Origin of the sequence: Rhizobium sp. 3T7, from assembly GCF_020166565.1 — a bacterium.
Taxonomy (GTDB): domain Bacteria; phylum Pseudomonadota; class Alphaproteobacteria; order Rhizobiales; family Rhizobiaceae; genus Rhizobium.
The window spans coordinates 187,262-213,847 of the sequence record NZ_JAIQXS010000010.1 but is presented as its reverse complement, the minus strand read 5'-3'; the positions used below and the strand labels follow the sequence as shown (position 1 = coordinate 213,847).

Annotated in this window: 22 protein-coding genes and 3 pseudogenes; 17 read left to right on the top strand and 8 right to left on the bottom strand. The window is 59.3% G+C overall.

The genetic code is table 11. The annotated features are described in order from the left end of the window. Window positions 1-239 precede the first annotated feature (239 nt). Both K9B32_RS16655 and K9B32_RS16650 read left to right on the top strand, forming a co-directional pair. Entirely contained in the window at window positions 240-3,194 is a 2,955-nt protein-coding gene (locus K9B32_RS16655) for a DEAD/DEAH box helicase (RefSeq protein ID WP_224564033.1), read from the top strand. A gap of 35 nt (window positions 3,195-3,229) precedes the next feature. Continuing rightward, window positions 3,230-3,367: pseudogene (locus tag K9B32_RS16650) on the top strand (thioredoxin reductase); the annotation flags it as partial. Here K9B32_RS16650 and K9B32_RS16645 read toward each other — a convergent pair. Next, window positions 3,360-4,775, bottom strand: a complete 1,416-nt coding sequence (locus K9B32_RS16645; RefSeq protein ID WP_224564030.1) for a hypothetical protein — start codon at window positions 4,773-4,775, stop codon at window positions 3,360-3,362. The pseudogene K9B32_RS16650 and the gene K9B32_RS16645 overlap by 8 nt on opposite strands. A 187-nt stretch (window positions 4,776-4,962) precedes the next feature. Between K9B32_RS16645 and K9B32_RS16640 the strand changes: the two genes are divergently transcribed. Next, window positions 4,963-5,709, top strand: a complete 747-nt coding sequence (locus K9B32_RS16640; protein WP_224564025.1) for a histidine phosphatase family protein — start codon at window positions 4,963-4,965, stop codon at window positions 5,707-5,709. 48 nt (window positions 5,710-5,757) lie between these two features. Here the strand turns inward: K9B32_RS16640 and K9B32_RS16635 are convergent, their stop codons facing one another. Further along, the gene (locus K9B32_RS16635; protein WP_224564023.1) at window positions 5,758-6,093 is read right to left on the bottom strand and encodes a hypothetical protein; all 336 of its coding nucleotides are present in this window, start codon (window positions 6,091-6,093) and stop codon (window positions 5,758-5,760) included. Window positions 6,094-6,430: 337 nt separating this feature from the next. Here K9B32_RS16635 and K9B32_RS16630 point away from each other — a divergent pair, with 337 nt between their 5' ends. Continuing rightward, window positions 6,431-7,144, top strand: coding sequence for a DUF899 family protein (locus K9B32_RS16630; RefSeq protein ID WP_224564066.1), 714 nt, complete (start codon window positions 6,431-6,433; stop codon window positions 7,142-7,144). A 21-nt stretch (window positions 7,145-7,165) separates the two neighbouring features. On the opposite strand, the gene K9B32_RS16625 is transcribed toward K9B32_RS16630, so the two are convergent. Beyond that, complete coding sequence (locus K9B32_RS16625) at window positions 7,166-8,056, bottom strand: AraC family transcriptional regulator (RefSeq protein WP_224564021.1); 891 nt, start codon at window positions 8,054-8,056, stop codon at window positions 7,166-7,168. A gap of 202 nt (window positions 8,057-8,258) precedes the next feature. On the opposite strand from K9B32_RS16625, the gene K9B32_RS16620 reads away from it, so the two are divergent. From K9B32_RS16620 to K9B32_RS16580, 9 genes are all read left to right on the top strand, one after another. Beyond that, complete coding sequence (locus K9B32_RS16620; protein ID WP_224564019.1) at window positions 8,259-9,725, top strand: alpha-glucosidase/alpha-galactosidase; 1,467 nt, start codon at window positions 8,259-8,261, stop codon at window positions 9,723-9,725. A gap of 123 nt (window positions 9,726-9,848) precedes the next feature. Then, window positions 9,849-11,936, top strand: a complete 2,088-nt coding sequence (locus tag K9B32_RS16615) for an ABC transporter substrate-binding protein (protein ID WP_224564017.1) — start codon at window positions 9,849-9,851, stop codon at window positions 11,934-11,936. A gap of 112 nt (window positions 11,937-12,048) precedes the next feature. Next, entirely contained in the window at window positions 12,049-13,056 is a 1,008-nt protein-coding gene (locus tag K9B32_RS16610) for an ABC transporter permease (protein WP_224564015.1), read from the top strand. 1 nt (window position 13,057) lies between these two features. Next, window positions 13,058-14,191 (top strand): ABC transporter permease, encoded by a 1,134-nt coding sequence (locus K9B32_RS16605; RefSeq protein WP_224564013.1) that lies wholly within the window; start codon window positions 13,058-13,060, stop codon window positions 14,189-14,191. A 10-nt stretch (window positions 14,192-14,201) separates the two neighbouring features. After that, the gene (locus K9B32_RS16600; RefSeq protein ID WP_224564011.1) at window positions 14,202-15,869 is read left to right on the top strand and encodes an ABC transporter ATP-binding protein; all 1,668 of its coding nucleotides are present in this window, start codon (window positions 14,202-14,204) and stop codon (window positions 15,867-15,869) included. Between the two features lie 21 nt (window positions 15,870-15,890). Then, entirely contained in the window at window positions 15,891-17,261 is a 1,371-nt protein-coding gene (locus tag K9B32_RS16595; RefSeq protein WP_224564008.1) for an alpha-glucosidase/alpha-galactosidase, read from the top strand. A gap of 172 nt (window positions 17,262-17,433) precedes the next feature. Then, the gene (locus tag K9B32_RS16590) at window positions 17,434-18,168 is read left to right on the top strand and encodes an NYN domain-containing protein (RefSeq protein ID WP_224564064.1); all 735 of its coding nucleotides are present in this window, start codon (window positions 17,434-17,436) and stop codon (window positions 18,166-18,168) included. Window positions 18,169-18,326: 158 nt separating this feature from the next. Further along, entirely contained in the window at window positions 18,327-18,533 is a 207-nt protein-coding gene (locus K9B32_RS16585; protein WP_027511051.1) for a cold-shock protein, read from the top strand. A gap of 149 nt (window positions 18,534-18,682) precedes the next feature. Beyond that, window positions 18,683-19,057 (top strand): hypothetical protein, encoded by a 375-nt coding sequence (locus K9B32_RS16580; protein WP_411969713.1) that lies wholly within the window; start codon window positions 18,683-18,685, stop codon window positions 19,055-19,057. Window positions 19,058-19,067: 10 nt separating this feature from the next. Here the strand turns inward: K9B32_RS16580 and K9B32_RS16575 are convergent. The 5 genes and pseudogenes from K9B32_RS16575 to K9B32_RS16555 form a co-directional block, all read right to left on the bottom strand. Further along, a pseudogene (locus tag K9B32_RS16575) lies at window positions 19,068-19,318 on the bottom strand (hypothetical protein); the annotation flags it as partial. A gap of 237 nt (window positions 19,319-19,555) precedes the next feature. Then, window positions 19,556-19,978, bottom strand: a pseudogene (locus K9B32_RS16570) (type II toxin-antitoxin system VapC family toxin). Next, the gene (locus K9B32_RS16565; protein WP_224564005.1) at window positions 19,975-20,223 is read right to left on the bottom strand and encodes a FitA-like ribbon-helix-helix domain-containing protein; all 249 of its coding nucleotides are present in this window, start codon (window positions 20,221-20,223) and stop codon (window positions 19,975-19,977) included. Before K9B32_RS16565 ends, K9B32_RS16570 begins: the two are co-directional and overlap by 4 nt. Window positions 20,224-20,555: 332 nt before the next feature. Beyond that, entirely contained in the window at window positions 20,556-21,050 is a 495-nt protein-coding gene (locus K9B32_RS16560; RefSeq protein WP_224564002.1) for a DUF4411 family protein, read from the bottom strand. Continuing rightward, a complete protein-coding gene (locus K9B32_RS16555; RefSeq protein WP_224563999.1) occupies window positions 21,047-22,207 on the bottom strand; it encodes an ImmA/IrrE family metallo-endopeptidase in 1,161 nt (386 codons plus the stop codon). The genes K9B32_RS16560 and K9B32_RS16555 overlap by 4 nt, the downstream gene beginning before the upstream one ends. A gap of 552 nt (window positions 22,208-22,759) precedes the next feature. On the opposite strand from K9B32_RS16555, the gene K9B32_RS16550 reads away from it, so the two are divergent. Genes K9B32_RS16550 through K9B32_RS16535 form a run of 4 tightly spaced genes read left to right on the top strand, consistent with a single transcriptional unit; the run spans window position 22,760 to window position 26,581 of the window. Continuing rightward, window positions 22,760-23,782, top strand: a complete 1,023-nt coding sequence (locus K9B32_RS16550; RefSeq protein ID WP_224563996.1) for a LacI family DNA-binding transcriptional regulator — start codon at window positions 22,760-22,762, stop codon at window positions 23,780-23,782. A 38-nt stretch (window positions 23,783-23,820) separates the two neighbouring features. Continuing rightward, complete coding sequence (locus tag K9B32_RS16545) at window positions 23,821-24,768, top strand: substrate-binding domain-containing protein (protein ID WP_224563994.1); 948 nt, start codon at window positions 23,821-23,823, stop codon at window positions 24,766-24,768. After that, window positions 24,765-25,583, top strand: a complete 819-nt coding sequence (locus K9B32_RS16540) for an ATP-binding cassette domain-containing protein (protein WP_224563993.1) — start codon at window positions 24,765-24,767, stop codon at window positions 25,581-25,583. Before K9B32_RS16545 ends, K9B32_RS16540 begins: the two co-directional genes overlap by 4 nt. Beyond that, window positions 25,580-26,581 carry an ABC transporter permease gene (locus K9B32_RS16535; protein WP_224563991.1) on the top strand — a complete coding sequence of 334 codons (1,002 nt, stop codon included), beginning with the start codon at window positions 25,580-25,582 and terminating at the stop codon, window positions 26,579-26,581. Before K9B32_RS16540 ends, K9B32_RS16535 begins: the two co-directional genes overlap by 4 nt. Window positions 26,582-26,586 lie beyond the last annotated feature (5 nt).

Genomic DNA, 26,586 nt, shown 5'->3' with positions numbered 1-26,586 from the left:
TCGGCCGGTTCCCAGTTTGGTGACAGTGGCAGCTATTAAGATGACGCGGGCCTTCTCGCCAGGACGACAAGCCCGGCAAACCTGGGACTTGCCAGACCACTGCCTCTCTGGCGTTAACACTTTGTTAACCATTATGGCCGCATCTGGTTTTAGAAGGGCTATTCGACGATTCCGCCTGGGCAAGCGGCCCCGTGCGTTTTCGTCGGGCTTGGCCTGTCGAAGGCTGACCGGGGCGATGCATGGAAGACACGACAACGAGCTTGGGGGGTACCCATCCCAATTTGCGTGTCCCCGGCCGTGCTCAGCATTCCCGCGAGGAGGTCCTTCGAACCCTAAAGTATTGGGAGCATGTCGAGCGCTACAGTGCCCCAATTGCCGAGGACGATGGTGAAAGAAGTGGCGACGTAGCGGTGTCCCACATTGTCGATGACAAAGATCCCTGGCCGTCGACGGCGGATACGAGCAGACTGTACCGACACTTTGTCCGGTTTGGCATCGCGCCACTCAGAGAATGCGACAGGCTATTGATCCGTCGTTGGTCACCCGAGCAGGGCGCGCACGGTCGCGATCCTGACGAAGACGGCCAGTATACCTTTGCCGGTACTTTCGCCGTCTCCGACAAGCGAGCGGTGGAGAAAGGTTCTCTGGTCGTCAATCGGTTTCTCTACGATCTAGCCGTCACTCTCGAATGTACGACAATCACTTTCTCTGACTATGCCGAGATTTTGGCAACTGAATTCAAAACCAGGGCGAAGCCTCGATCCAAGCCCTTGGCAATTGCCGAGGCCCTTACTCACTGCGCATACTCGGCCTTGCAACTGCCCGCCGACATTAAAGCAACGGTTAAATGCATTGTCGTAACCCGCTCAAAGGCGTTCATCGATGGGAACCGTCCGAGGAAGATCCAGGACGCGCGGGTGTTTCCAAGTGTCTATCCCAATCTACTGCGTCAGATGGCAAGTGACCTTGAAAATGGCGTCGTCATGGGCGCAGCTTGGGATCTGCTCACGAAGCCGGTCGCCATGTCGGATTTCGATGCAAGCAGCGATGAAACGATCCTGGAGTGCTTGCAAACGGACAAGTATCCGTCCGCTCGATGGCCCTCTGACTTTTCTCTCTCGCCACAGCAGCAAGTCGCAGTCAACGAGACCTTCTCGCGTGTCGCTGAAGGTGGGACGTTCTCGATCAACGGGCCACCGGGCACCGGCAAAACGACTCTGTTGATGGATGTCATTGCCGAGGTTATCACTCGTCGCGCCGATGTCTTGCATTCCTACGAGGATCCACAGTCTGCTTTCGCCCCCGTGGCGGCCAATGGCAACAGCCCTCAATACAGGATCGACAAACCGCTGCACGACTTCCTGGTTGTGATCGCAAGTACCAACAATAACGCAGTAGCCAACCTGACACTCGAACTACCCAGGCAAGAGAAGCTTGGCGAGAGCTACAGGACTTCACTGAGCTACCTGCCGAAACTGGCCGAGAGCCTGATGGCGCAGCATCACGTTGCGGCCGAAGCCTGGGGCGCGATCTCAGTCCCACTTGGAAACAGACGCAATCGCGATCTATGCGCAGCATCTGTGATCGACGCGCTCGACGATGGTACGCTGTTCGATAGCTGCAATGCGACTGCTTGGAACGTTGCACGAGATAGATACGCCGCAGCGAAACAGGCCGTCGGGGCGTTGAAAGCAACTCATCGCTGGCTGAACCAACTCATGCATGCAACCGAAACCTTCGGTTCGAAATATACCGAAGTTGGCCCTTGGTCAGGGCCGGCGCGCGCATCAGTTGCGTCGCCGCTGAGTTCAGGTGCGCTTGCGATTCAAGAATCCGCCACCGCCACCATTCTGCCGCACCCCATCCTGGCTAGAGCAGGTGAGCAGATTGAGTGTGCATTGGAAGAACTTGGCGGCGTCGTCACTGCGGCCGAATACATAAATGCTGAGCCACGGTGCAAGGCCCAGATGCTCGTTGGCACATCATCCGCTCTTGAGCGGGCTCGTGCGGAACTCTTCGTTGCCGCCATGAAGCTTCACGAATCCTTTGTGTTTCATGCAAGGAACAGCATCCAAGCGAACCTCATAGGTTGGGTTAAGCTTAACTCGGGAAAAGCGAGCACTGAGCTGGAAGCGCTTGCAGGACATCTGTGGAGCACATTCAGTCTTCTGGTTCCGGTCGTCTCATCGACATTCTGTTCGTTTGCGAACGTGTTTGGAAGCTTCGAGCGCGGAACGATACCCTGGCTGATCGTCGATGAGGCGGGACAGGCATGCAGCCACCACGCAATCGATGCGGTATCACGGGCGAAGCGCGCGATCATCGTCGGCGATCCATTTCAGCTTGAGCCGATCTCCACCATCAGCAACTCCGTGGATCGGGCGCTCGCGGCGAAATTCGACGTTGGCTCCGAGTTTCGTTGCAAGTCCAGCTCGCTGCAAACGTTAGCTGACCGGATCAATCCGTTCGGCGCAGTCCGAAACGGCAGATGGATCGGCGCTCCCTTGCGCGTTCATCGGCGATGTGTCGAGCCGATGTTCTCGATCTCCAACGGCATGGCTTATGAGCACTCCATGGTGCTGGCGGACGAGACAGTGAATCACGAGGCGCGGCAGAACGAGAGACGACCAACCTTTGGGCCAAGCGCTTGGATCAACGTGGTCGGAACCGCCGAGACTGCAAACGACTTTTACATTCCGGAAGAAGGCGCAGTTGCCGCGCACGTCATTTCCCGCCACATCGCTAACCGTCACTCAGATCGTGAGCTACCTGATCTCTTCGTTATCACGCCTTTCAGGAAGGTCGCTGTCGGCCTCAAGCTGCATCTCTTGCAAAACGCTACCGAATTATTCGGAGATTTGCCGCCGGCCATTGTAGAGGAATGGATCGATCACTCCATCGGCACGGTCCACAGCTTCCAAGGGAGGGAGGCTGAAACAGTCCTACTTGTGCTCGGAGCGAAGCGCGTTGATAGCATCGAATGGGCACTTTCCCAACCCAACATCATGAACGTTGCAGTGACGAGAGCTCGTAGGCGGCTCTATGTCGTCGGCAATCGCGCTAACTGGTTTCAGAAAGAGTCTCGGGATCGTTGGATGTTGGGAACCGACCGTGATTGGCTCATCGAAGAGTGCGAAGCCAGAACCATGTTCGACTCCCGGCCGCAAAGGAAGCCTCGCCTTCGTCTCGTTTGATAACCGCGTGGTCGGGACAATCTTGTAGACCCGAGGGTGCCTTTGCATGCGATCACGTTGCACGTATCCCGCATTCGGTTTCGCTGGCGGTGGCCGATGGCGCCTCGGCCGGCGCGCAGATCCATCGTTCACTGTTTTTGACGGCCAAGTTGCGCCCACACCGGGTTAGTTGACCACCTCGATGATCTTGGCGCCGGCAAACCGCTTCTTCTGAATACTGGTGTATTCCATCCTGATCAGCTTTCCCGCGAGCGGCTTTAGTGGCATCGCTTTCCCGTCAGGTCCAACGGCATCCGTCAGAATCAGGTGGTGGCCGCGCAGAACGACGTCGCTGGCATCGACGATCTTGATTCTGTTGCGATCGTCGCCTTCCAGGCGCCCGATCACACAGCCGGCAACGGAGGGTCCACAGCTTAGCGGCTTGCCACCCTTCTCGATTTTCTTCGCCACCTCGGATCGGTTTGATGCAGCCGCCGATTGGGTTCGCAGATCTGCCGTTGCCTTCGGTCCGTCGCATGGCCCGGTCGGATCAAGTGTCTTGCCGATCGAATTGGTGCTGACGACCTTATTGTTCTGAGAAATATTCTCGCAGATCTTTCCCTGAGGCGCCCGTTGCGCCCGGATCAGCCCGACACCCACATTGCGAAAGGTATTCCCGTAGACGTCGTTATTGATGCCATCGGCCTCTTCGTCGCCGCCAAGGCGCACGCCGGTCCCCACGACGTCATAGACCAGATTGTAGCGGAAGACATTGCCGTTGCCGCGCGAGTCAAAGCCACCGGAGTTGGGGTCCTTCTGCCCAGTGCAACTATTCTTCTCGACAATATTGCCACTCGAGCCCTCTTTGATGTCGACGCATTCATTGCCTCCGGTAGCGATGACGTTGTCGTGGATACGGTTCCGATCAGAATGATCGATCGCCTTGTCCGGCGCGCCACGCCCGCCTAACTGTTCCGGCGCGGTTCCGATATAGATGCCCTCGCCATTCTTTCCGCCATCGTTAAACAAGAAGTCGAAGCGGCCGCACGAACTTATTCTGGAATAAGCAATTTCATTCTGCCTCGCCTGATAGCGCAGGCGCACGCACTCGCCGCCCGCGTTGCGAATATCCATCCCGAGCACGCGAAGCCCCGTCAATTCCTTTCCAGGCTTGTTTCCGATCACGTAGAGCAGCTTGTCGCGATAGCTCTTCTTCGTGTTCGGCTTCTCGAATCGGCCATCGATGGTGAAATTCCTGAGCTCAACATAGCTGTGATTGATTTCAATCACCCGGGGCTGGCCGCCGCCTTTAACGACAGATCCAAGCGAGCCCTCGATCGTGATCGGCTTTCCAAGCTCACCATCCCGCACCGATCGAAAATCCTGCATATAGGTTCCGGGCGCCAGCATGATCGTATCGCCTGGCTGCGCGAGCGCAACCGCCGCCTGGATCGTGAGCCCTTCGTCACGACCCCCGCTTTTTGGCGCAACGTTGATTGTCGCGCTCTGCACAGGGCCGATAACGCCGAAGAACCCGGCGAAACCCAGCATGATCACCGTCGCGCGACGAGCCACGCATGCCTTCCAGATATCTTGGGTCATAGATACCTCCGGTAGTGAACGCGAGAGGCAATAAAGCACGCGCTAATATTTAACTCAATTGCTGCTTTTGCTTTTTGCCGGATGCCGCGCGCATTGCAGGTACCGCCCGGCCGACGCCGCCCAAGTTGCACTGCGCCTCCTATGCCTTCATCATGGCGCCAACTGATCTTGAAACATACGGCGACCAATGCGCATCTTTCTCGTCCGACACGGCGAATCCCTAGGCAACATCAATGAGAAAGCCTATGGGCGGTTTGGCGATCACAACGTCCCGCTGACACAATGGGGCTATCGACAAGCGCTCGGGGCCGGCCGAGCGGTTGCGGCCTATCTTGCCGAATTGCCCGAGGGCGAAAACCAGAGACTGGATATATGGTACTCGCCGTATCTGCGGACGCGACAAAGCAAGGATGCGCTGCTGGAGGCCCTGCGGCCGGAATGGGTAAGGGATGTTCGGGAGGACTACCTCTTGCGCGAGCAGGATTTTGGCCTCTTCACCGAAATCTACGACCATGCGGAGCGGCGACAGAAGTTTCCAGATGAGTTCGAGAAATGGGCCAGGCTGCGAAACAACAGTGGGAAGTTCTATGCAAGGGCACCGGATGGCGAGAGCAGGGCGGATGTGGCGCAGCGGCTTCGTCTTTTCATGCAAACCGTGATCGATGATGCATCCGATGGAGGCAACGACATCGTCATCGTTGGCCACGGTGTCACAAATCGAGCGTTCGAGATGAACTTTCTCCGCCACGCGGTCGACTGGTTCGAGCGCTCCGACAATCCAGGAAATTCCGACGTGACATTGATCGAAGGGACGCGTCTAAAGGGCTACAGCTCAATCCTGCTGCACAAGGCAACCGACCGCCAGGTTGGCGATAATGAGTGGCGGGAAGCTCATGGATCCGTGTTGACGATCACGCCGAACTCGACGCCATAGCTCTTTGACCGTCGGCTGCTAACGCACGTTGCTCTGCTAGCTTGGCTTTTATTGTCGAGCAGGCGCCAGACCGCACTCGGTGACCTCTGGCTCGTCCTTGATGCTCGCCTTGATCCGAAGCTCCCAGTTCGGCCCCAGTTGAAAACCATGTGCCCGCAACATGTCAACGACCTTGGAGCAGTCAGCCGGGCTGTCGTATCGCCCTGCTAGCGAAACCTCGATGAGCGTTTCCTTGGCATCGACGGCACAATTGCCATTCAAGCCGGTATTTTCGAGAAACGAGCACACGGCCTGAGCACGCTCGATGCCCGTGCCGTCATCAGATGCGACTGGGGAACCGGCCGCGACAACGGCTGCCTCGATCAGGGATATGAAGGATCGCATTGTTCTCTCCATAGAGGGAGACTTCGACACCGGTTGCCACGATGCATTGAAGCCTCCCTCGTCCTTCCAGGAGATAAAGGATGAAGGGGACATAGGTCTCAAATCGGCGTGGGAAAGTGGATAAAAGTCTGAGACAAACGAATGTGCAGCTAGCTGCAACGGCGGATAGTATCGCTGCAAATTCAAGCTCCTACAAAGTGCATCCGATCGACTGCATCAAAAAAATCGTACCCTTCTGTCGAATTTCGCAGTCGTTAAACGTTCCTTGTTTGGACAGCGGAACGCGTCCGCGAAATCCGCTGCATCGTCCTGTCAAAAACTGAAGGAGGTTCACGTGATGGATGCAAATAACCTTGTTTCTGCGAGGGAGCTGGCAAGAAGAAACGGCCTCAGTTTTCCGAACGAAAGTCCCGAATATCGGCAGGCTCGCGATGAACTGCTCGCCGAAGAAATCGAGTTGCGCCGGCATATCGAGCGCGTGGCTGAGCAGCGCCGTGCGTTGCCGCCCGGCGGCCAGGTAATGAAGGACTACCGCTTTCAAGGGCCGGACGGCGAAGTAACGCTAAAGGACCTGTTCGGAAATAAATCCACACTCGTCATTTACAATTACATGTACGGGCCGCAGCGAGAGCGACCATGCCCGATGTGTACATCGATGCTGTCGGCACTCGATGGCGAGGTTCCTGATATCAGCCAGCGGGTCGCTTTCGCCGTTGTTGCGCGCTCGCCCATCGAGCGGTTGCTGGCGTTCAAGAAAGAGCGCGGCTGGCATCACTTGCCACTCTACTGCGACACGACCGACGAATTTAGCCGCGACTACCACGCCATTGGGCCTGATGGCAGTGATGACGCCGCCTATAACGTCTTCACGATCAAGGATGGTGTGATCCGCCATTTCTGGAACCCGGAGATGGGGCCTCAAACCGCAGATCCCGGCCAGGATCCACGCGGTGCGCCTGACTTCATGCCGCTCTGGACCGTGCTTGACACCACGCCTGAAGGCCGCCCGCCGACCTGGTATCCGAAACTCGACTACGACATCGCACAATAGCACTGAGGCTCAACGCGGGCGTCAGCGGCCTTTGCCGACGCTCGCATACATGCCGGTCGTGCGGAACTCGGTCGGATTGGTGCCATAGACGCGCCGGAATACTTTGGAGAAATAATTGGCATCCTCGAAGCCCGAGCGGATCGCCACTTCCTTCACAGGCATGTTGGCGGTCTTGGTCAACAGCGTCACGGCTCGCTTCAACCGCTTCTGAAGAACGAATTCGGCCGGCGGCAGGCCCTCGTTGGCTGCGAACATTCGCGAGAAATGTGCCCGGCTGAGACCCGCGACCCGCGCAAGATCCTCGACGGGCAGCGGTCGCTCCAGATTGGCCATGATGTGGTCGATGACGTGTTGCATCGTCCGGTATTCTTCACTGAAGACAGGATGCGAGCCGAAGACGTCGTCATATAGCGCCATGGCCGCCTCATAAGCGATTGCGGAGGCCAGTCCCGGCGTCTCCGCATCATTGATCAGCCGCAGGCTGCAGTCGGCCAGATGCTCGATTGTCTGCGGTTGCAGCTTCAGGATCGGGCCGGTCACGGCGAGGATCGAGCGATGGATACGCAGCGCCTCTTCTCCGTTCATTGAAATCCAGAAGAACTCCCAGCGGTCTCCATCCTCGAGCCAATAACGATGATTGTGCGGAACGAGGACCAGCAGCGTCTCTCCCTCCTTCACCCGCAGCTGGCGATTCTCGTAGCGCAGGTTTCCCGCGCCTTTGATCGTATGCTGCAGGACGGTAAAAGGTGTTTGCCCGCGCTTTCGGCCATCCCAGTCGTAGGTCGCATTCTCGCGGATCTCGTAGCCCGTGCTGGTGGGCATCGTGTGCAGGCTCTGGCGGCCGCGTGGCAGCGATACTGTCCGCATGACAGGACCATTATCAATCAGTTTTTGCAGCACAGAATTACCCATGAAAGCATAATCCTTCTCTGGCGGCCTCGCCGAATATGCGCATAATCGGCTCTCAAGAGAGAGAACACCGCCAGAACCGAGGAGCGGCGGGGAGGAGAATAAGCCGGATTTCTGGCCTTTTTTGGCGTCGAGCGCAAGCCCGCCTCCAATTCTTCTTCTCATCCTTCAGCGCCGGCAAATTGATTGCATTGAGGCAAGGATCATGAGTTTCAAAATCGCTATCATCGGCGCGGGCAGCGTCGGCTTCACGAAAAAACTGTTCACCGACATCCTCTGCGTGCCGGAATTCCAGGATGTTGAGTTCGCTCTCACCGACGTGAGCGAACACAATCTGCAGATGATCAAGCAGATCCTCGACACGATCGTTTCTTCCAACAAGCTTCCGACCAAGGTGACGGCGACGACCAACCGCCGCGAGGCGCTGACGGGGGCGCGCTACATCATCAGTTGCGTGCGAGTCGGCGGTCTGGAGGCTTATGCGGACGACATCCGCATTCCGTTGAAATACGGCATCGACCAGTGCGTCGGCGATACGATTTGCGCTGGCGGCATTCTCTATGGCCAGCGCAATATTCCGGTCATTCTCGACTTCTGCAAGGATATCCGTGAAGTTGCTGAGCCGGGTGCCAAGTTCCTGAACTATGCCAATCCGATGGCGATGAACACCTGGGCTGCGATCGAATACGGCAAGGTCGACACGGTCGGGCTTTGCCATGGTGTCCAGCATGGCGCCGAACAGATCGCCGAAGTGCTTGGCGCAAAGTCGCCTTCCGAACTCGACTATATCTGCTCGGGCATCAACCACCAGACCTGGTTTGTGGACCTGCGTCTCAACGGGCGCAAGATCGGCAAGGACGAGCTCGTCGCAGCCTTCGAGGCGCATCCGGTCTTCTCGCAGCAGGAAAAGCTACGTATCGACGTCCTGAAGCGCTTCGGCGTCTACTCCACGGAAAGCAACGGCCATCTGTCGGAATACCTCCCCTGGTATCGCAAGCGCCCGGACGAGATCACCAAGTGGATCGACATGTCCGACTGGATCCATGGCGAAACCGGCGGCTACCTCCGGCACTCCACCGAGACCCGCAACTGGTTCGAGACCGAGTTCCCGCAATTTCTGGAATCGGCATCCAAGCCGATTGATCCGGCCAAGCGTTCGAACGAGCATGCGAGCCATATCCTCGAGGCCCTGGAAACGGGGCGCGTCTACCGCGGCCACTTCAACCTCAAGAACAATGGGGTCATCACCAACCTGCCGTCCGATGCGATCATCGAGTCGCCCGGCTTCGTCGATCGTTTCGGCATCAACATGGTTTCAGGCATCACCATTCCGGAAGCCTGCGCTGCCACCTGTATGGCGTCGATCAACGTGCAGCGCATGTCGGTACATGCGGCGATCAGCGGCGATATCGACCTTCTGAAGCTTGCCGTACTGCACGACCCTCTGGTCGGGGCTGTCGCGACTCCGGAAGAGGTCTGGCAGATGGTCGACGAGATGGTCGTCGCCCAGGCACGCTGGCTGCCGCAGTATGCCAATGTTGTTCCAGCCGCCAAGGAGCGGCTGGCAAAGTCGACGGTCAAGACCCGCGACTGGGAAGGCGCAGCCCGCCGCAACGTCCGCTCGATCGAAGAGTTACGTGCCGAAAAGGCGGCACTGAAGCAGGCCGTCTAAGTTTCCCGGAGGACGGGTGGCGATGGGGCTCCGGGAGGGAGCCCATCGACGCAAGCCTGTCCCCCGGATCGTGTGAGGAGAAACAGGGCGGCCAAGTGCCCCCTGAAACAAGAGGGAGAAACGATGAAAAATTTCCGTAACCTTGGCATTCTTGCCGGACTGGCGCTCAGCGTCTCGGTTTCGGCCTTGAACGCCTACGCTTCCGAGCCGACGGCACCGCCCGCTCCGCCGCAATTCCCGGCGGAGGGCAAAATCAAATACGTCTCGAGAGATACGATCGAAGAGTTCAAGGCGCTGCCTGAATATCATGAGCCGGACTGGGTGACGAAGAACTTCGTCGCTTCTGGCAAGCTGCCACCGGTCAAGGATCGCCTCCCCAAGGAGCCTCTGGTCTTCAAGACCGAGAACATGGTCGATGGTATCGGTGTCTACGGCGACACCATGCGCCATGTCATCGGCGGCCGTCCAGAAGGATGGAATTACGGTGCCGGCCAGACGCAGGGCTGGGGCGGCATCGATATCGGCATGTCGGAATGCCTGACGCGCACCGCACCTCTCTTCCAGGTTCAGGCCAAGGACACCGAACCGCTTCCGAACCTTGCGAAGAGCTGGGAGTGGTCTGAGGACGGCCATAAGCTGACCATGCACCTGGTCGAAGGCGCAAAGTGGTCCGACGGCGTGCCCTTCAACGCTGACGACATCATGTTCTACTGGGACGACGAAGTCATCGATCCCAACGTCTCGCCGCTTGGCGGTGGCGCATCGCCGGAGGCTTTCGGCGAAGGAACAACGCTGAAGAAGATCGACGATTACACCGTCGAATGGACCTTCAAGGATGCTTTCCCGAAGCAGTATCTCTATACGATGGCCTACCCGAGTTTCTGCCCAGGCCCGTCGCATATCCTGAAGCCGCAGCATCCGAAATACTCGAAGAACACCTACGACCAGTTCAAGAATGCCTTCCCGCCGGAATACATGAACATCCCGGTCATGGGGGCCTGGGTGCCGGTGGAATATCGTCCCGACGACATCATCGTGTTGCGCCGCAACCCCTACTACTGGAAGGTCGACGAGAAGGGCAACCAGCTGCCCTACCTCAATGAGCTGCACTACAAGCTGTCGACCTGGGCCGACCGCGACGTGCAGGCCGTGGCCGGTTCCGGCGATTTTTCCAACCTGGAACAACCGGAAAACTTCGTGGCGTCGCTGAAGCGCGCTGCCGAGAAGACCGCGCCGGCGCGCCTTGCCTTCGGCCCGCGCCTGATCGGCTACAACATGCGCATGAACCTGTCCGCCAACGGCTGGGGCGATCCCGATGCCCGTGGTCAGGCGATCCGCGAACTCAACCGCAACGAAGACTTCCGCAAGGCGATCACCATGGGTCTCGACCGCAAGGCGATCGGCGACTCTCTCGTCAAGGGTCCGTTCACGGCGATCTATCCCGGTGGCCTCTCGTCGGGCACAAGCTTCTACGATCGCAACTCCGTCGTCTATTATCCCTTCGATCTGAAGGGCGCCAAGGAATTGCTTGCCAAGGTTGGCTTGAAAGACACGGATGGTGACGGCTTTGTCAACTTCCCCGCCGGCACAGAAGGCGGCAAGAACGTTGAGATCGTGCTTCTCGTCAACAATGGCTACGCGACCGACAAGAGCCTTGCCGAAGGCGTCATCGGACAGATGGAAAAGCTTGGCATAAAGGTCATTCTCAATGCTTTGGACGGTCCAAAGCGTGACGATGCTCATTATAGCGGCCGGTTCGACTGGTTGATCCAGCGCAGCTCGCCGGAGCTCGCGTCTGTGGTCCAGAACACCGAGCAGCTGGCGCCCGTCGGCCCACGCACGAGCTGGCAGCATCGCGCTGGCAAGGACGGCAAGGTTGACCTGATGCCCTACGAAGAGAAGCTGGTGGGTATTGTCACGAAGTTTCAGGCCAGCCAGGACAACAACGAGCGCGTCGAACTCATGAAGCAGTACCAGAAGGTCGCGACCGAGAATGTCGATACGGTCGGGCTCACGGAATATCCGGGTGCGCTGATCGTCAACAAGCGCTTCTCGAACGTTCCCGAAGGTACCCCGATCTTCATGTTCAACTGGGCTGAAGACTCCGTCATCCGCGAACGTCTGTGGGTGGCTGCCGACAAGCAGGGCAAGTACGAGCTGTTCCCCGAGCAGCTGCCCGGCAAGCCCGGTGACAAGGGCCCGGTCAACTAAAAGTTCCCTCCCAACCGAGGACTCCGGTCGCGCGTGAAGCGCGGCCGGGAAAGATCAACAAGCCGGCCGTACCGACAGGCACGACTGGCGGCAAGGAGAAGCGAACCGTCCGATGTTACGATTCCTGCTCGTGCGCATAGCCTCTGCGATACCCGTCCTCATCATTTTGAGCATCGTGACGTTCGCGATCATCCAGGCGCCGCCTGGTGACTATGCCGACTACATCCGTTCGCAGCTGATCAATCAAAGTGGGGCCTCCTTTGCTCAGGCGGACGAGCAGGCTCAGGCCTACCGCATTGCCCATGGCCTCGATCAGCCGATGGTCATCCAGTACTTCAACTGGATCAAGGGCATCATTACCCAAGGCGATTTCGGCTACAGCATGTTTTACAACAAGCCGGTTGCCGATGTCGTGGCCGAGCGCCTGCCGCGCACTCTGGCGCTTGCCTTGGTCTGCCACATCTTCGCATCCGTGCTCGGCATCGGCTTCGGCATCTGGGCGGCCACCCGTCAGTATACCTGGATCGACAGCCTGCTTTCGGGCGTCTCTTTCCTCGGCATGACGGTACCGCGCTTCCTGATGGCACTGATCATCGTCTACCTGCTTGTCTTCCAGTTCAACGTCTCGGAGATCGGCAGCTTCTTCTCACCGCAATTTGGTGGAGCGCCGTGGTCCTGGGCGAAGTTCGTCGATCTCGTCAGCCATGTCTGGCCGGTCGTGGCCATCGCCACCTTCGGCGGTCTCGCCTACAACATGCGCGTCATGCGCGGCAACCTCCTCGATACGCTGAACGCGCAGTATGTCGAAACCGCTCGCGCCAAGGGACTGTCAGGCCGGGCGGTCGTCATGCGCCATGCCGTACCTAACGCGCTGCACCCGCTCGTGATGTATCAGGGTGTCGTGCTTCCCTACATGCTGACCGGCGAGATCGAGACTGCGATCATCTTCTCGCTTCCCACCGTCGGTCCTGCCATCGTCGGTTCCATGGCGATCGGCGACGTCTACGTCACGGCCACCTTCATGATGGTGCTCTCTGCCACGCTGATCGTCGGCAACATCATTGCTGATATGCTGCTTGCCATGCTGGACCCGCGCGTCCGCCAGTACGGAGGAGCCTGATATGCTCGCCTTCGATTCCGCTCCCCCGCCACCGCACGAAGAATCTGTCAAGAATGCACCGCATGGCAATGAAAGCTACCTTTCGCTCGTCTGGCGCCGACTGAGGCGCTCCTGGACCGGCATGATGGGTCTCATCCTCGTCGGCCTGCTGCTTCTCATGGCAGTCTTTGCGGATTTCTTCGCGCCGATGGATCCCAAGGCGACCGATGTCGGCTTTGCCCCGCCGCAGGTTATCAGCTTTCGCGACAAAGACGGCAACTTCGCCTATCCGCCGCGTGTCTATGCGCTCGGTGAATCCGAAGAGCTCGATCCCGTGACCTTCCAGCCGATTGTCGGCCCTGATTACGACAATCCGCGCCTCCTCGGCTTTTTCGTGAGCGGTGCCGAATACAAGCTCTTTGGTCTCATCCCGGCGAGCCGGCACTTCTTCGGTTCGGTGGACGGCCAGCCGGTGCACTTTCTCGGAACCGACAAGTTCGGCCGTGACGTCCTTTCACGCGCCATCATCGGTTCGCGGATTTCGCTGACGATCGCACTCACCGTCGTCCTCATCGTGACGATGATCGGTACGACGGTCGGCATGGTATCGGGCTATTTCGGCGGCACCTTCGACACCTGGATTCAGCGCTTCGTCGAAGTGGTGCTCGCCTTCCCGCAGCTGCCTCTTTATCTCGCCCTGACCTCGCTGATCCCGGTGACGGCGCCGACCAATGTCTTCCTCGGTTTCGTGATCATCGTCATGTCGGCGCTCGGCTGGGCACAGATGTCGCGCGAAGTGCGCGGCAAGACGCTGGCGCTCGCCCGCATCGACTATGTGCGTGCCGCCATGGCTGTTGGTGCCACCGACCGGCGCATCATCTTCCAGCACATCTTCCCGAACGTGATGAGCCACGTCATCGTTGCGGTCACCCTGCATATCCCGAGCGTCGTGCTCTTGGAATCCTTCCTCGGCTTCCTCGGTTTTGCCGTGAAGCCGCCGCTGATTTCCTGGGGCCTGATGCTGCAGGACACCGCGAATTACTCGGTGATCGGCACCTATCCCTGGATCCTGGCGCCCGTCGGTTTCGTCCTGATTACCGTCTTTGCGTTCAATGCGCTGGGCGACGGTCTGCGCGATGCAGTCGATCCTTATTGAGGTGAAGAACATGGCCCTTGCACTCGTCAACTCCTTCGCCCCGCCCGTTCGCCTCGATCACGAGGGGCGCACTGAAAGCCCGATCATCGACGCCCGCAATATCGGCGTCAAATTCAAGGTCGAGCACGGCATCGTCGATGCGGTGAAGGATATTTCCTTTCAGCTCTACCGTGGAGAAACCATTGCCATTGTCGGCGAGTCCGGTTCCGGCAAATCCGTGACGGCCCGCACAGTCATGGGGCTTCTGTCGAAGCGTGCCACCGTCTCCGACAACTCAAGCGTGGAATATGACGGCACCAATATCCTGACATTTTCGGAGCGTCAGCGCCGCAAACTGCGAGGCGATCGGATCTCGATGATCTTCCAGGAACCGATGAGTTCGCTGAACCCGATCTACACCGTCGGCAGCCAGATCGTCGAAGCGATCCGCGTCCACCGCAAGGTCAGCCGCAAGCAAGCCGAGGCGCGGGCGTTGGAACTCTTGAAGCATGTTCAGATTCCCGATCCGGAAGCACGCCTGAAGCAGTATCCACATCAGCTTTCGGGCGGACAGCGCCAGCGTGTGATGATCGCCATGGCCCTTGCCAACGATCCCGATGTGCTGATTGCAGACGAGCCCACGACGGCGCTAGACGTGACGGTGCAAGCGCAGATTCTCAATCTCATTCGCAATCTCCAGACGGAACTGCGAATGGCGGTGATCCTCATTACCCACGACCTGACGGTCGTGCGCAAGTTCTCCGACTATGTCTACGTCATGCAGCATGGTGAAATGCGCGAGCACAACACGACGGGGCGGCTGTTTGCCAACCCGCAGCATGCCTACACCAAGCATCTTCTCGGCTCCGAGCCGCGCGGTCAGGCCAATCCGCTACCGGAAGGATCGGATGTTATCCTGGAGGCCAGGGACGTACGCGTCTCCTTCATGATGCGCCACGGCAGCTTCTTCAAACCACAGCTGAAGGAACTGGTTGCGGTCGATAGCCTGAACCTGACGCTTCGCCGCCATGAGACGCTGGGCTTGGTCGGCGAATCCGGCTCCGGCAAGACGACGTTCGGACAGGCTCTGCTTCGACTGAATGATCCTGATGGTGGCGAGATCTTTTTCGACAAGCTGCCTATCCACGGCAAGTCACGGGCCGAGATGCGGCCGCTGCGTTCGCGCATGCAGGTCGTCTTTCAAGATCCGTTCTCGTCGCTCAATCCGCGCATGACGATCGGCCAGATCATCGAGGAGGGGTTGATTGTCAACGAACTCGGCGCGACCAGGGCTGAACGGCTCGACCGCGTTCGCGAGGCACTGACTGCGGCGGGCATGCCCGGCAATATCCTGTCGCGCTTTCCCCACGAGTTTTCCGGCGGTCAGCGCCAACGCATCGCAATCGCTCGCGCCGTCGCGCTCGAACCGGAGTTCATCCTGCTCGACGAACCGACATCAGCGCTTGACCTGTCCGTCCAGGCCCAGATCATCGAATTGCTGCGCAAGCTGCAGGACGAGCGCGGCCTCAGCTATCTCTTCATCTCGCACGACCTCAAGGTCGTGCGCGCCCTCTGCCACCGGGTGATCGTCATGCAGCATGGCAAGATCATGGAAGAGGGACCCGTCAACGAAGTTCTCACCAATCCCAAGACCGCCTACACGGAACGGCTCGTCAAAGCCGCTTTCGAGGTAGCCTGATTGCACATGCCGGAGGTTATAATGGCAAGAAATCCCAAGATCACGTTTATCGGAGCTGGCTCCACCGTCTTCATGAAGAACATCATCGGCGACGTGCTGCAGCGGCCGTCTCTGTCTGGCGCCACCATCGCATTGATGGATATCAATCCGCAGCGCCTCGAAGAAAGCGCCATTGTCGTCAACAAGCTGATCTCAACGCTTGGGGTCAAGGCAAAGGCAGAGACTTATTCCGACCAGCGCGAGGCGCTGACGGGCGCCGACTTCGTTGTCGTCGCCTTCCAGATCGGCGGCTACGAGCCCTGCACCGTCACCGACTTCGAAATCCCGAAGAAATACGGGCTGCGCCAGACGATCGCCGATACGCTCGGCGTCGGCGGCATCATGCGCGGCCTCCGCACCGTGCCGCATCTGTGGAAGATCTGCGAGGACATGCTTGCCGTGTGCCCCGAGGCGATCATGCTGCAATACGTCAACCCGATGGCGATCAACACCTGGGCGATTGCGGAAAAGTATCCCACGATCAAGCAGGTGGGCCTCTGCCACTCGGTGCAGGGCACGGCGATGGAACTCGCCCACGACCTCGATATTCCCTACGAAGAGATCCGCTACCGCTCGGCCGGCATCAACCACATGGCCTTCTATCTGAAGTTCGAGCATCGCCAGCCGGACGGTTCCTACAAGGATCTCTATCCGGATCTGGTGCGCGCCTATCGGGAAGGACGCGCACCCAAGCCCGGCTGGAATCCGCGCTGCCCGAACAAGGTGCGCTATGAAATGCTGACGCGGCTCGGCTACTTCGTCACCGAGAGCTCGGAGCATTTTGCCGAGTACACGCCCTACTTCATCAAGGAAGGTCGCGAGGACCTGATCGAGAAGTTCGGTATTCCGCTCGACGAATATCCGAAGCGTTGCATCGAGCAGATCGAGCGCTGGAAGGGACAGGCGGAAGCCTACCGTTCGGCCGACAAGATCGAAGTTCAACAGTCGAAGGAGTACGCGTCCTCGATCATCAATTCGGTATGGACTGGCGAACCCTCAGTGATCTACGGCAACGTCCGCAATAATGGCTGCATCACCTCGCTGCCTAACAATTGCGCCGCCGAAGTGCCGTGCCTGGTCGACGCCTCGGGCATCCAGCCGACCTTCATCGGCGACCTGCCGCCGCAACTGACGGCGCTGATCCGCACCAACATCAACGTCCAGGAACTGACGGTCCAGGCGCTGATGACGGAAAATCGCGAGCATATCTACCACGCCGCGATGATGGACCCCCATACGGCTGCGGAACTCGACCTCGACCAGATCTGGTCCATGGTCGATGATCTGCTCGCCGCCCACGGCGACTGGCTGCCCGCATGGGCGCGCACCGGCCGCAAGGTTCAGGCCGCCTGACCATCTCTCTCCCGGTCACGGCCACAAGAGGTCCCGCGGCTTTGCCGCGGGACTTTTTACTGCCGTCGCGTCAATCAAACGCCGGCTCTGCCTGACCTAGACCCAGTTACAAGGCCAGGTGGGTCGCAAAGTTGGTGAGAGGCATTTGACCTCGGGAAGGGAAGGAAACCCTATGCCGTCTGAAACTCGGTCCCCGCGCCTGGCCGTCCTCATCGATGCCGACAATACGTCGGCCAAAATCTCCGACGGGCTGTTTGAAGAGGTCGCCAAGATCGGCGAGGCGAGTGTCCGCCGGATCTATGGCGATTTCTCCGGCACGCGCTCGAAGGGATGGGCGGATGTGCTCGCCAAACACGCCATCATTCCCCAGCAGCAGTTTGCCTATACGACGGGAAAGAATGCCTCGGACATCACCTTGGTGATCGATGCAATGGATTTGTTACACAGTGGCCGTTTCGACGGTTTCTGCCTCGTGTCGTCGGACAGTGATTTCACGCGACTTGCCGCCCGGATTCGCGAGCAGGGCGTCGACGTGTTCGGCTTCGGCGAGCAGAAGACGCCGGAGAGTTTTCGTCAAGCCTGCCGCCGGTTCGTCTATACCGAAAACCTACTTCCCGGAGCGATCAAGGATGAGCAAAACACCGCGTCTGCCGAAAAGCCGCTGCAACCGGCAAGCACCGCCGTGCCGTTGATCAAAAAGGTGCTGTCGCAAGAGGACACCGAAGATGGCTGGGTCAATCTGGGTACCGTCGGCAAGCAACTGTTGAACCTGGCGCCGGACTTCGACCCACGCACGTTCGGCTTCCGAAAACTTAGCGATCTTATCCGTAAGACAAATCAGTTCGAGATTCGCCAAGCCGAGAGCGGTCCCATCAGCATCCGCGTGAAACAACAAAACAGTAAGTAGGGCAACGCCGGCGCGATTGGGAGGACGGAGGGTGCCGAGACGCAGTGACAGATTGTATGGCTTTCACGTGAGGCCAGAAGCGTCTATCAATGCTGGCGCAAAGAAGAGCGTTCGCCGAGCTCCGAGGCTCGGCAAGACAATGATCAAAGGAAGACATTATGGCGACCGGTACCGTGAAGTGGTTCAATGCAACAAAAGGCTTTGGTTTTATCCAGCCTGACGACGGCAGCGCCGATGTCTTCGTGCACATCTCCGCGGTGGAGCGGGCTGGAATGCGTGGACTGAACGACGGCCAGAAGATTACCTATGAGCTGGTTAAGGATCGCAAGTCCGGGAAGATGTCGGCGGACAACCTGCAGGCCTGAACCCAATTTTGATGCGACAGTCGGGAGGCCGACGCGATTCACCTCCTCCCAAGCTGTCAGTCTCTATCGAAACCCGGCGCACCTCCTCCGCGCCGGGTTTTTTGTTGGGCAGCGGACGATTGCCAGGGCAGGCGCATCGCGATTTTGCCATGGTTGTCGATCACGACCTGACTGCGACATGCCAGGGAGGCAACATGGATATCGGCGCCGGCGACCGCGAACTGATCGCGGTGATGAGACGGTACTTCGCGGCAAAGGTCGAGCTGGAAAGCGTCAAGTCGCGGTTGGAAGCAGCGCGACAGGCGCAGGGCCAGGCGATCGCCGTTTTCTATGATCCGCGCCGCAACTTGGACCACGCCGGCGACCTGCAACGATCGCACCGGTTGAAAGGCGAGATGGTGTCGCTGATGCAACGCGCCGAGGCCTGGGGCAAGGCAGAGCTTGCCGCCGGCGGGACCACACGCTCCGGGAGAAGTGCGGAACAGGAGGAACCGTCCGACACTCTGCCCTTTGCTGACGTCTAGTTAGACGCGCTCAGAGCACCAGTCGCGCCGCACGACCGTTCTTCCGTTCGACGTTGTTGTAGTAACTCGCCGCCTGCGTCACCGACTTGTGCAGCGACTGCTGCATCGCTTCGAGGAGCGGAATGCCGCGGTTGGCGGCCTTGCCGTCGTCGTCTTGGTGCGGCCGAGATAGATCGTCAGGCAGGGCAGGGGAGCGGAGATCGCGTCGGCCGGGTCGGTGCGCACCGGTTCCTCGTCGACCAGGTCCTCGACCCGCAATGCCCTGCGCGCTAGATGCTTGAGCGTCGCGACGTCCTCGTTGGTCAAAAGGGCGGGGCGGCCAGCTGGTCGCGACGATCGAAGGGCAGGATGGCGTCGAGCGCATCCAGCGTTTCGGCACGCGATTGGATCCCATCTGCAGACTCAATCATCGTTCTGGCGTGGGCCAAACAGTGATACTCCTCCAGCTCGGGCAGGCCGTCCCCACGGTAAGGCTTTTCCTCTCGGAATCGCGCAAATTTAGCCGATCCGCCAAGGGTTGACGATCACCAGATCAAGTCCGTCGAAATTAGAAACATTGCGGGTCGCAAGCGAGGCACCGCGAGACAGGGCTACAGCCGCAATCTATGCATCAAACTGGCTGATTCGGCGGCCGGCAGCACGTCGTTTGGTAGCGACGGTGGCGTAGACATCGGCGGCATCGCGGTCAAACGGCAGGACGCGACCAGACAGATCGTCGCTAAAAATCGACAGGATTGCCGCTTCCAGCTCGCGACGGCGATGGCCCTCCGGCAGGAGCCTTAGACCATAGAGGATCTCAGACTCAGTAATCGCAGTTGTGAACACAGAAGGCGAGGGCTGTGCAGCAAGCCATTCGATGACGGCGGAACTGGGAGAGGGTGCAAGCAGTTCCGAAAGGACGTTGGTATCCAGGATGATCACGGGCCAAAGTCCGGCGCTTCACGGATCAGGTCGCGTGCGGGAAGATCGAGTGCGACACCGCCGGTGGGCACTATACGCGAACGGATCGCCTCTGCCAGATTGCGGGCTGGCCTCTCGCTCACGGCGAGCGCTGATCGAAGAATATCGCGCGCTTCGTCTTCCATGGATCGCCCGTGACTGGCCGCGCGCACGCGCAGGCGCTGGTTTAGCGTATCATCAATGTTGCGAATCGTCATGCTGGCCATAAGCGCCTCCATCGATTGGATATATGGCATTGATTGCAAGTGTGCAATTTTCTGCGGTTCAGCGCGCCAATACGCGTCCGCTTTGCCGGGATCCGGAATTTTGAAGGTCCTGGACGAGCACTACTTCAATCATCCTATCGCGCGCTTCGATAGGCGCTATGACGGCTCCAGTCGTATCGAGGAGTTGGGATTGTCGATCCTTGAAGGGGATTTGTCCGAAATAGATGCTGATGACGATGTATTTTAACTCACTTAAATCGTGACAAGATCGAGGCCCATCCGATGGCCCGTCGACCGACTCAGCGTGTCGACATGACCACTGGCTGTGACCCTTACGGCGACCAGACGAACTTGGCCGAAAACTGCCGCAGCGCTTCGAATGTGTTCATATAGGGAACATCGAAGACATTGCAGACGTCGGGGATCAGGACCCGCTTTTTCGCTTCCGGGTTCGGTAGTTCGTGCGTGACAACGGTCGCACCGGTTGCGCTGGCCTTGGCGATCAGGAGAGAATCGGCGCTGTCTAGAAATTTCGCGACGGCCGGATCGGTGTAATGGGCGGACGCCACATGCTGGACGATCTCGGTGAAATTGCCCTGAGTGTCCTCATCGTCGACAGCGAGAAACCACGCCGCATCCTTGCGTTCCTTGGCCCATTCCGCCAGCTCGTCCTTGTAGACGACCAGCTCGTCGCGAACGCTGACGATCGAAGCGACATCGGTCTCGCACACGCTGTGCATCCATTCCCAGAAGCCCGGGCAGATGTCGAAGGCGTAATAGCGGTTCTTCGCCTCGATGAAAACGTTGGTATCGAGCAGAAACTTCATTGTGCCGTGCGACCCTGCTTATAATAGCTGAGGATCGTTGTTGGCTGCGCATTGAGCAAGGAGGCGGCGTGGCGCAATAGCATGGCGCCGCTGACCGCCTGATTGACCACCGCTCTTGTGAAACGCTGGCCATTGCGGAGGGGCAGGTTATTGTGAAAGCTACCGCCATCACCTGCCGCCGTGTCGTTCCAGCGCGCAGCTTCGATCGCATAAAAACGCCCATAGGCTGCATGATCGATCAGGCCGAGATCGAGCGCGCGGCGCACGATGACGATCCGGCTCACCTTATAGACACGGGACAGGCGATCGGCATTGTCGGACAGCGTGTCGGCGGCCCGCCACTGCGACGGGAAACCAGCGGCCGGGATCAAGAACTCCGCAGCGATCTCGTTGCACTTGCGCTCGATCTGCTGGTGAACGCCGTAATCGGCGTCGCCCAGCTGCACGTTGGAAACGCCGCTTTCGCCAAGCCACAGATGCGCAAGCTCATGCGCGAAGGTGAAGATCTGCGCCGCCTTAGCGTCCTTGCCGTTGATGAAGATTAGCGGCACAACCTTGTCGGCGATAGCAAAGCCGCGAAATTGGCTGACGGAGAGAGGACGGTGGGTGTTGGAGCCGACGATACCGTTGCGCATCACCCAGATCCCTGCACCTTCAGCCTTGTCGATCAGCATGCGCAGATGCTCTTCCCAATTGCCGGTCCTGAGCGGTCCCTCCTCGCCATAAAGCACCTGACGCATGTCGGCGGCGATCACGCGGGTACTGTCGCTTGCCTGATATTTACCGACGAAGCCGAGCTGATGGCCGGCATGATCTTGAATGAAGTCGCGAAACCAGTCTCGCTTGAACAGGACGTCGCTCAAAAGATCGCGGAAGTTCAGGTCCAGCCGGCGGGCCGGGTCGCTGCCAACTGTGCGCAGATCCGGGATCGCCAGCTTTTCTTCCGGCGGCTCTTTCAGAAACAGATATCCGAAGGGAATGTGCAGGATGCTGGACAGATTCTGGGCCTGGCGAAAGGTCGGGCGCTCCTCGCCTTCGAGCCGGGTGGCGAGCCGCTCCCGCTTCACGTTGACCTTCTTGGCGACAACGTCGAGGGGAATCTCGGCGCGGTCAACCGCCCAAGCCAGAACCTTCTCATTGATCATTGCAACGGTCATGCGGTACTAAGCCTGCGGTCAAGGTCAATTCTTACATAGCGGAATTTGGTTACGAAAGCTTATGCGGGACTTTCGCACAGGAATAAGGGCGGCGCGGCAACGCGCACAACCGTCTCCCTGTATAGGGGGATATGTGTGGGCAAGCGAAGCAGACGTCAACACGGTTTTCGCAATGGCGGACGTGATGCGCCGTAAGCGCACCAGATCGGCGGCCTATTTGCCGCCACAACGACCGTGCGGCACTGCGAGCCAAAAATTCATTTCACTCCATTGCACCTACTCCCACCGACTGAGGAAATTATTACATATTTTCAGGGTCTTGGTTTCGCGTAGCCGTTGAGGCCGTGGTTCACATCCCTTCAAGACCGGTGTATTCTGTTTCGAGGGAAATAATCTCAGTAGTCGTGGCCAATGTCGCGGAGTCCTCGCTCTCGCCTAATTTCTCTTCATGCCTAAATATTGCGCTTGACACGCAGCTTGTCGATGCCATTGTAAAGCGGTTTAGTAAATCGCTTTACAATGCGCGGACGCACACCTGGGCATCGAGACGTTATGGCGAGCAAGCGTGCTACAAGCCTGAAAGATGTTGCCGACGCCGCTGGCGTATCGGTGGCGACCGTGTCACGGCTTCTGAACGGTTCGCTCCAGCTCCCTCCGGAAACCAAAGAGCGTATTGACAAGGCGATCCTGGATCTTCGTTACGAGCCGAACCCGCATGCCCGTCGTCTGAGCCGCGGCCGATCGGATACGATCGGTCTCGTCGTGCCCGACATCGCCAATCCCTTCTTCGCCACGCTCGTCGCCGCGGTCGAGCAGGAGGCGGACAAGCGCGGGCTCGCGCTGTCGCTGCATGCGACGCTCAACCGTCCCGGCCGTGAAATCTCGTACGTGACGGCTCTTGCCCGCAATCATGTCGACGGTCTCATCTTCGTTACCAATCACCCTGACGACGGCGAACTGGGCGCATTGATAAATCAGACCGGAAAAGTGGTCATCGTCGACGAAGACGTGCCGGACGCAATGGTGCCAAAGCTCTTCTGCGACAACGAGGAAGGCGGATATCTCGCGGGCCGGCATCTTGCCGAGCATGGCCATCGGCGTGTGGTCTATATTGGCGGCCCGCAGCAAATGATCAGCACGCGCCGTCGCTCCCGGGGCCTTGAGCGTGCGCTCATGGAGCGGGGGGAGCCATTCCAGTTGACACGCCACGAGGGTAGTTTCACGGTGGAGTTCGGCCGGCAGGCGGCGCGCCGTTTTATCGACGAGGGCAAGCCGGCAACCGGCATTTTCGCCAGTTCCGACGAGATTGCGATCGGGTTGATCGAAGTGTTTCGCGCCGAGGGCGTCGCGATTCCCGGCGAGGTCTCGGTGATCGGCTTCGACGATGTGAGCCCCCTGCATCTCTTCGCACCGCCGCTGACCGCCATACGCCAGCCTGTCCGGGCGCTTGGCGAGCGGGCGCTCGCGCTGCTTCTTGAAACAAACTGGCAGGAGCCGGAAACCTTGCGCTCCGAGGAACTGCTGCCGGTCGAAATCGTCGTGCGGAACTCCGTTGCACCGCCGTCGAAACAATAAAAAAGCAACAAAGATGAACCTAACCAGAGGAACAAGACATGACTATTCTGACACGCAGGATGTTTACGAGCGCACTCGCAACCACGGTCTTTGCCGGTATCTCGTTCGGGAGTGCCTTTGCCGCTGAAAAGACCTTCGCGCTTGTGCAGATCAACCAGCAGGCGCTGTTCTTCAACCAGATGAACGAAGGCGCGCAAAAGGCCGCCGACGCGGCCGGCGCCAAGCTCGTGATCTTCAACGCCAACAACGACCCGGCCGCGCAAAACAGCGCCATCGAAACCTATATCCAGCAGAAGGTCGACGGCCTCGCGGTCGTTGCCATCGACGTTAACGGAATCATGCCGGCCGTGCAGCAGGCTGCTGCCGCGGGCATTCCCGTCGTTGCCATCGATGCTATACTCCCCGAAGGCCCGCAGAAGGCGCAGATCGGCGTCGACAATGCCAAGGCCGGTGCCGACATGGGCAAATTCTTCCTCGAGTACGTGAAGAGTAACATGGACGGCAAGGCCAAGTATGGCGTTGTCGGCGCACTGAATTCCTTCATCCAGAATGTCCGCCAGGAAGGCTTCGAAAAGACCGTCAAGGGTGTCGAAGGCGTCACCACCGCCGGCGTCGTCGATGGCCAGAACATCCAGGACAACGCGCTTGCCGCCGCTGAAAACCTCATCACCGGCAACCCCGACATGAACGCCGTCTACGCCACCGGAGAGCCGGCGCTGATGGGCGCCATCGCCGCTGTCGAAAGCCAGGGCAAGCAGTCTGGTGTCAAGATCTTCGGCTGGGATCTGACCGCCCAGGCAATTGCCGGCATCGACGCGGGCTATGTCACCGCCGTGATCCAGCAGGATCCTTCCGCCATGGGTGCGGCGGCCGTCGATGCCCTGAAGAAGATCTCGGACGGCGGCAGCGTCGAGAAGACGATCTCGGTGCCGATCACTATCGTCACCAAGGAGAACGTCGAACCCTACCGGGCCGTTTTCAAATGATCTCTGACGGACAGCACCCAACCGCTGTCGCAGGATCCGGGGGCGGAGAAATCCTCCCCCGGCAGTCCGGCGAAGGCGGCATTCGCCAGCCCCGCATTTCCTTGAAGGGAATTCGCAAGAATTTCGGCTCGCATCAGGCGCTGCGCGGCGTCGATCTCGACATCTATCCCGGCGAATGCCTGGGACTGGTCGGCGATAACGCAGCCGGCAAGTCGACGCTGACCAAGGTCATCTCCGGCACCTATATCCCCGATGACGGCACGATCGCCGTCGACGGACAGGAGGTTCGCTTCAGCGGACCGGCCGACGCCCGCCATCGCAATATCGAAATGGTGTTCCAGGACCTCAGCCTGTGCGACCATGTCGATGTGGTCGGCAACCTGTTTCTCGGCCGCGAACTGACCAGGGGGCCGTTCCTCGACCGCGCGCGCATGCTGACCGAGGCCCGCGCCATGCTTGATGCGCTCGAGATCCGCATCCCACGACTTGGAGCCAAGGTGGAGAAACTGTCGGGCGGTCAGCGGCAGGCGATCGCGATCGCGCGCGCCGCGTCCTTCAATCCGAAGGTGCTGATCATGGACGAGCCGACATCGGCTCTCGCCGTGGCGGAAGTCGAAGCCGTGCTCAACCTGATCAACCGGCTCAAGGCAAAAGGGGTCTCGGTCATCCTGATCACCCACCGTCTGCAGGATCTCTTCCGCGTCTGCGACCGTATCGCCGTCATGTACGAAGGCACCAAGGTCGCCGAACGCGATATCGCCAAGACCGACCTGCAGGATCTTGTGCAGCTCATCGTCGGAGGGCAGAAGCATTGAGCGCCTATACCGAACGTGCGGCCGGATCGCCGGTCGCCGACGTCCTTTCCGAACACGCGCAGGTGCTGTCGATCACAGTGTTCTTCCTCGCTTGCCTTGTCTTCTTCTCGGCCACCACGGACACGTTCCTGACGCTCGGCAATATCCTCAACGTCGTGCGCCAGGCGGCGCCCATCCTGGTTGTCGCGGTTGCGATGACGCTTGTCATCATAACCGGTGGCATCGACCTTTCCGTCGGTTCGCAGGTGGCGCTGGTCAACGCCGTGGCGGCGATCATCATGGCCATGGGCTATCCATGGCCGACTGTAGTGATCGGCATGATCGCCTTTGGCGCTCTGATGGGCATCGCCCAGGGCTGGTTCGTTGCCTATCAGGGCATCCCGGCCTTCATCGTCACGCTCGCGGGCCTCTCCATTCTGCGAGGTTTTGCGCTGTGGCTGACGCAGGGATATTCGATTCCGATCAAGGATGCGCCCGGCTTCTTCTGGCTCGGCCGGGGTGAGTTTCTCGGGTTCCCGGTTCCGGCGCTGATCGCCGTATTTGTGGCCGTGATCGGCTACGTCGTCATCGCCTACACGAAATACGGCCGGCAGGTCGTCGCGGTCGGTTCCAATCTCGAAGCGGCACGACGCGTCGGCATGCCGGCGAAATGGATCGTTGCCTCGGTCTACATGGTGTCGGGCGTTGCCTGCGCATTGGCCGGACTTCTGATCGCCGCCCGCCTAGGCTCCGGCTCGTCCAATGCCGCGGTGGGCTTCGAACTGCAGGTTATCGCGGCCGTGGTGCTCGGCGGCACATCGCTGATGGGCGGACGCGGCAGCATTCTCGGCACGGTGCTCGGGACGCTCACCATCGCCGTCATCGGCAACGGGCTGATCCTGATGCACATCTCGCCCTTCTTCACGCAGATCGTGACGGGCGCCATCATCCTCGTGGCGATCTGGCTTAACACGAAGATCTTCACCACCAACTTCCGCTTCGGCGGAAAGAAGAAGTGAGGGCG

Bases quoted from the DNA above. Each gene is read 5' to 3' on its own strand.
- K9B32_RS16655 (WP_224564033.1), top strand. From the start codon at position 240: ATGGAAGACACGACAACGAGCTTGGGGGGTACCCATCCCAATTTGCGT.
- K9B32_RS16645 (WP_224564030.1), bottom strand. From the start codon at position 4,775: ATGACCCAAGATATCTGGAAGGCATGCGTGGCTCGTCGCGCGACGGTG.
- K9B32_RS16640 (WP_224564025.1), top strand. From the start codon at position 4,963: ATGCGCATCTTTCTCGTCCGACACGGCGAATCCCTAGGCAACATCAAT.
- K9B32_RS16635 (WP_224564023.1), bottom strand. From the start codon at position 6,093: ATGCGATCCTTCATATCCCTGATCGAGGCAGCCGTTGTCGCGGCCGGT.
- K9B32_RS16630 (WP_224564066.1), top strand. From the start codon at position 6,431: ATGGATGCAAATAACCTTGTTTCTGCGAGGGAGCTGGCAAGAAGAAAC.
- K9B32_RS16625 (WP_224564021.1), bottom strand. From the start codon at position 8,056: ATGGGTAATTCTGTGCTGCAAAAACTGATTGATAATGGTCCTGTCATG.
- K9B32_RS16620 (WP_224564019.1), top strand. From the start codon at position 8,259: ATGAGTTTCAAAATCGCTATCATCGGCGCGGGCAGCGTCGGCTTCACG.
- K9B32_RS16615 (WP_224564017.1), top strand. From the start codon at position 9,849: ATGAAAAATTTCCGTAACCTTGGCATTCTTGCCGGACTGGCGCTCAGC.
- K9B32_RS16610 (WP_224564015.1), top strand. From the start codon at position 12,049: ATGTTACGATTCCTGCTCGTGCGCATAGCCTCTGCGATACCCGTCCTC.
- K9B32_RS16605 (WP_224564013.1), top strand. From the start codon at position 13,058: ATGCTCGCCTTCGATTCCGCTCCCCCGCCACCGCACGAAGAATCTGTC.
- K9B32_RS16600 (WP_224564011.1), top strand. From the start codon at position 14,202: ATGGCCCTTGCACTCGTCAACTCCTTCGCCCCGCCCGTTCGCCTCGAT.
- K9B32_RS16595 (WP_224564008.1), top strand. From the start codon at position 15,891: ATGGCAAGAAATCCCAAGATCACGTTTATCGGAGCTGGCTCCACCGTC.
- K9B32_RS16590 (WP_224564064.1), top strand. From the start codon at position 17,434: ATGCCGTCTGAAACTCGGTCCCCGCGCCTGGCCGTCCTCATCGATGCC.
- K9B32_RS16585 (WP_027511051.1), top strand. From the start codon at position 18,327: ATGGCGACCGGTACCGTGAAGTGGTTCAATGCAACAAAAGGCTTTGGT.
- K9B32_RS16580 (WP_411969713.1), top strand. From the start codon at position 18,683: ATGGTTGTCGATCACGACCTGACTGCGACATGCCAGGGAGGCAACATG.
- K9B32_RS16565 (WP_224564005.1), bottom strand. From the start codon at position 20,223: ATGGCCAGCATGACGATTCGCAACATTGATGATACGCTAAACCAGCGC.
- K9B32_RS16560 (WP_224564002.1), bottom strand. From the start codon at position 21,050: ATGAAGTTTCTGCTCGATACCAACGTTTTCATCGAGGCGAAGAACCGC.
- K9B32_RS16555 (WP_224563999.1), bottom strand. From the start codon at position 22,207: ATGACCGTTGCAATGATCAATGAGAAGGTTCTGGCTTGGGCGGTTGAC.
- K9B32_RS16550 (WP_224563996.1), top strand. From the start codon at position 22,760: ATGGCGAGCAAGCGTGCTACAAGCCTGAAAGATGTTGCCGACGCCGCT.
- K9B32_RS16545 (WP_224563994.1), top strand. From the start codon at position 23,821: ATGACTATTCTGACACGCAGGATGTTTACGAGCGCACTCGCAACCACG.
- K9B32_RS16540 (WP_224563993.1), top strand. From the start codon at position 24,765: ATGATCTCTGACGGACAGCACCCAACCGCTGTCGCAGGATCCGGGGGC.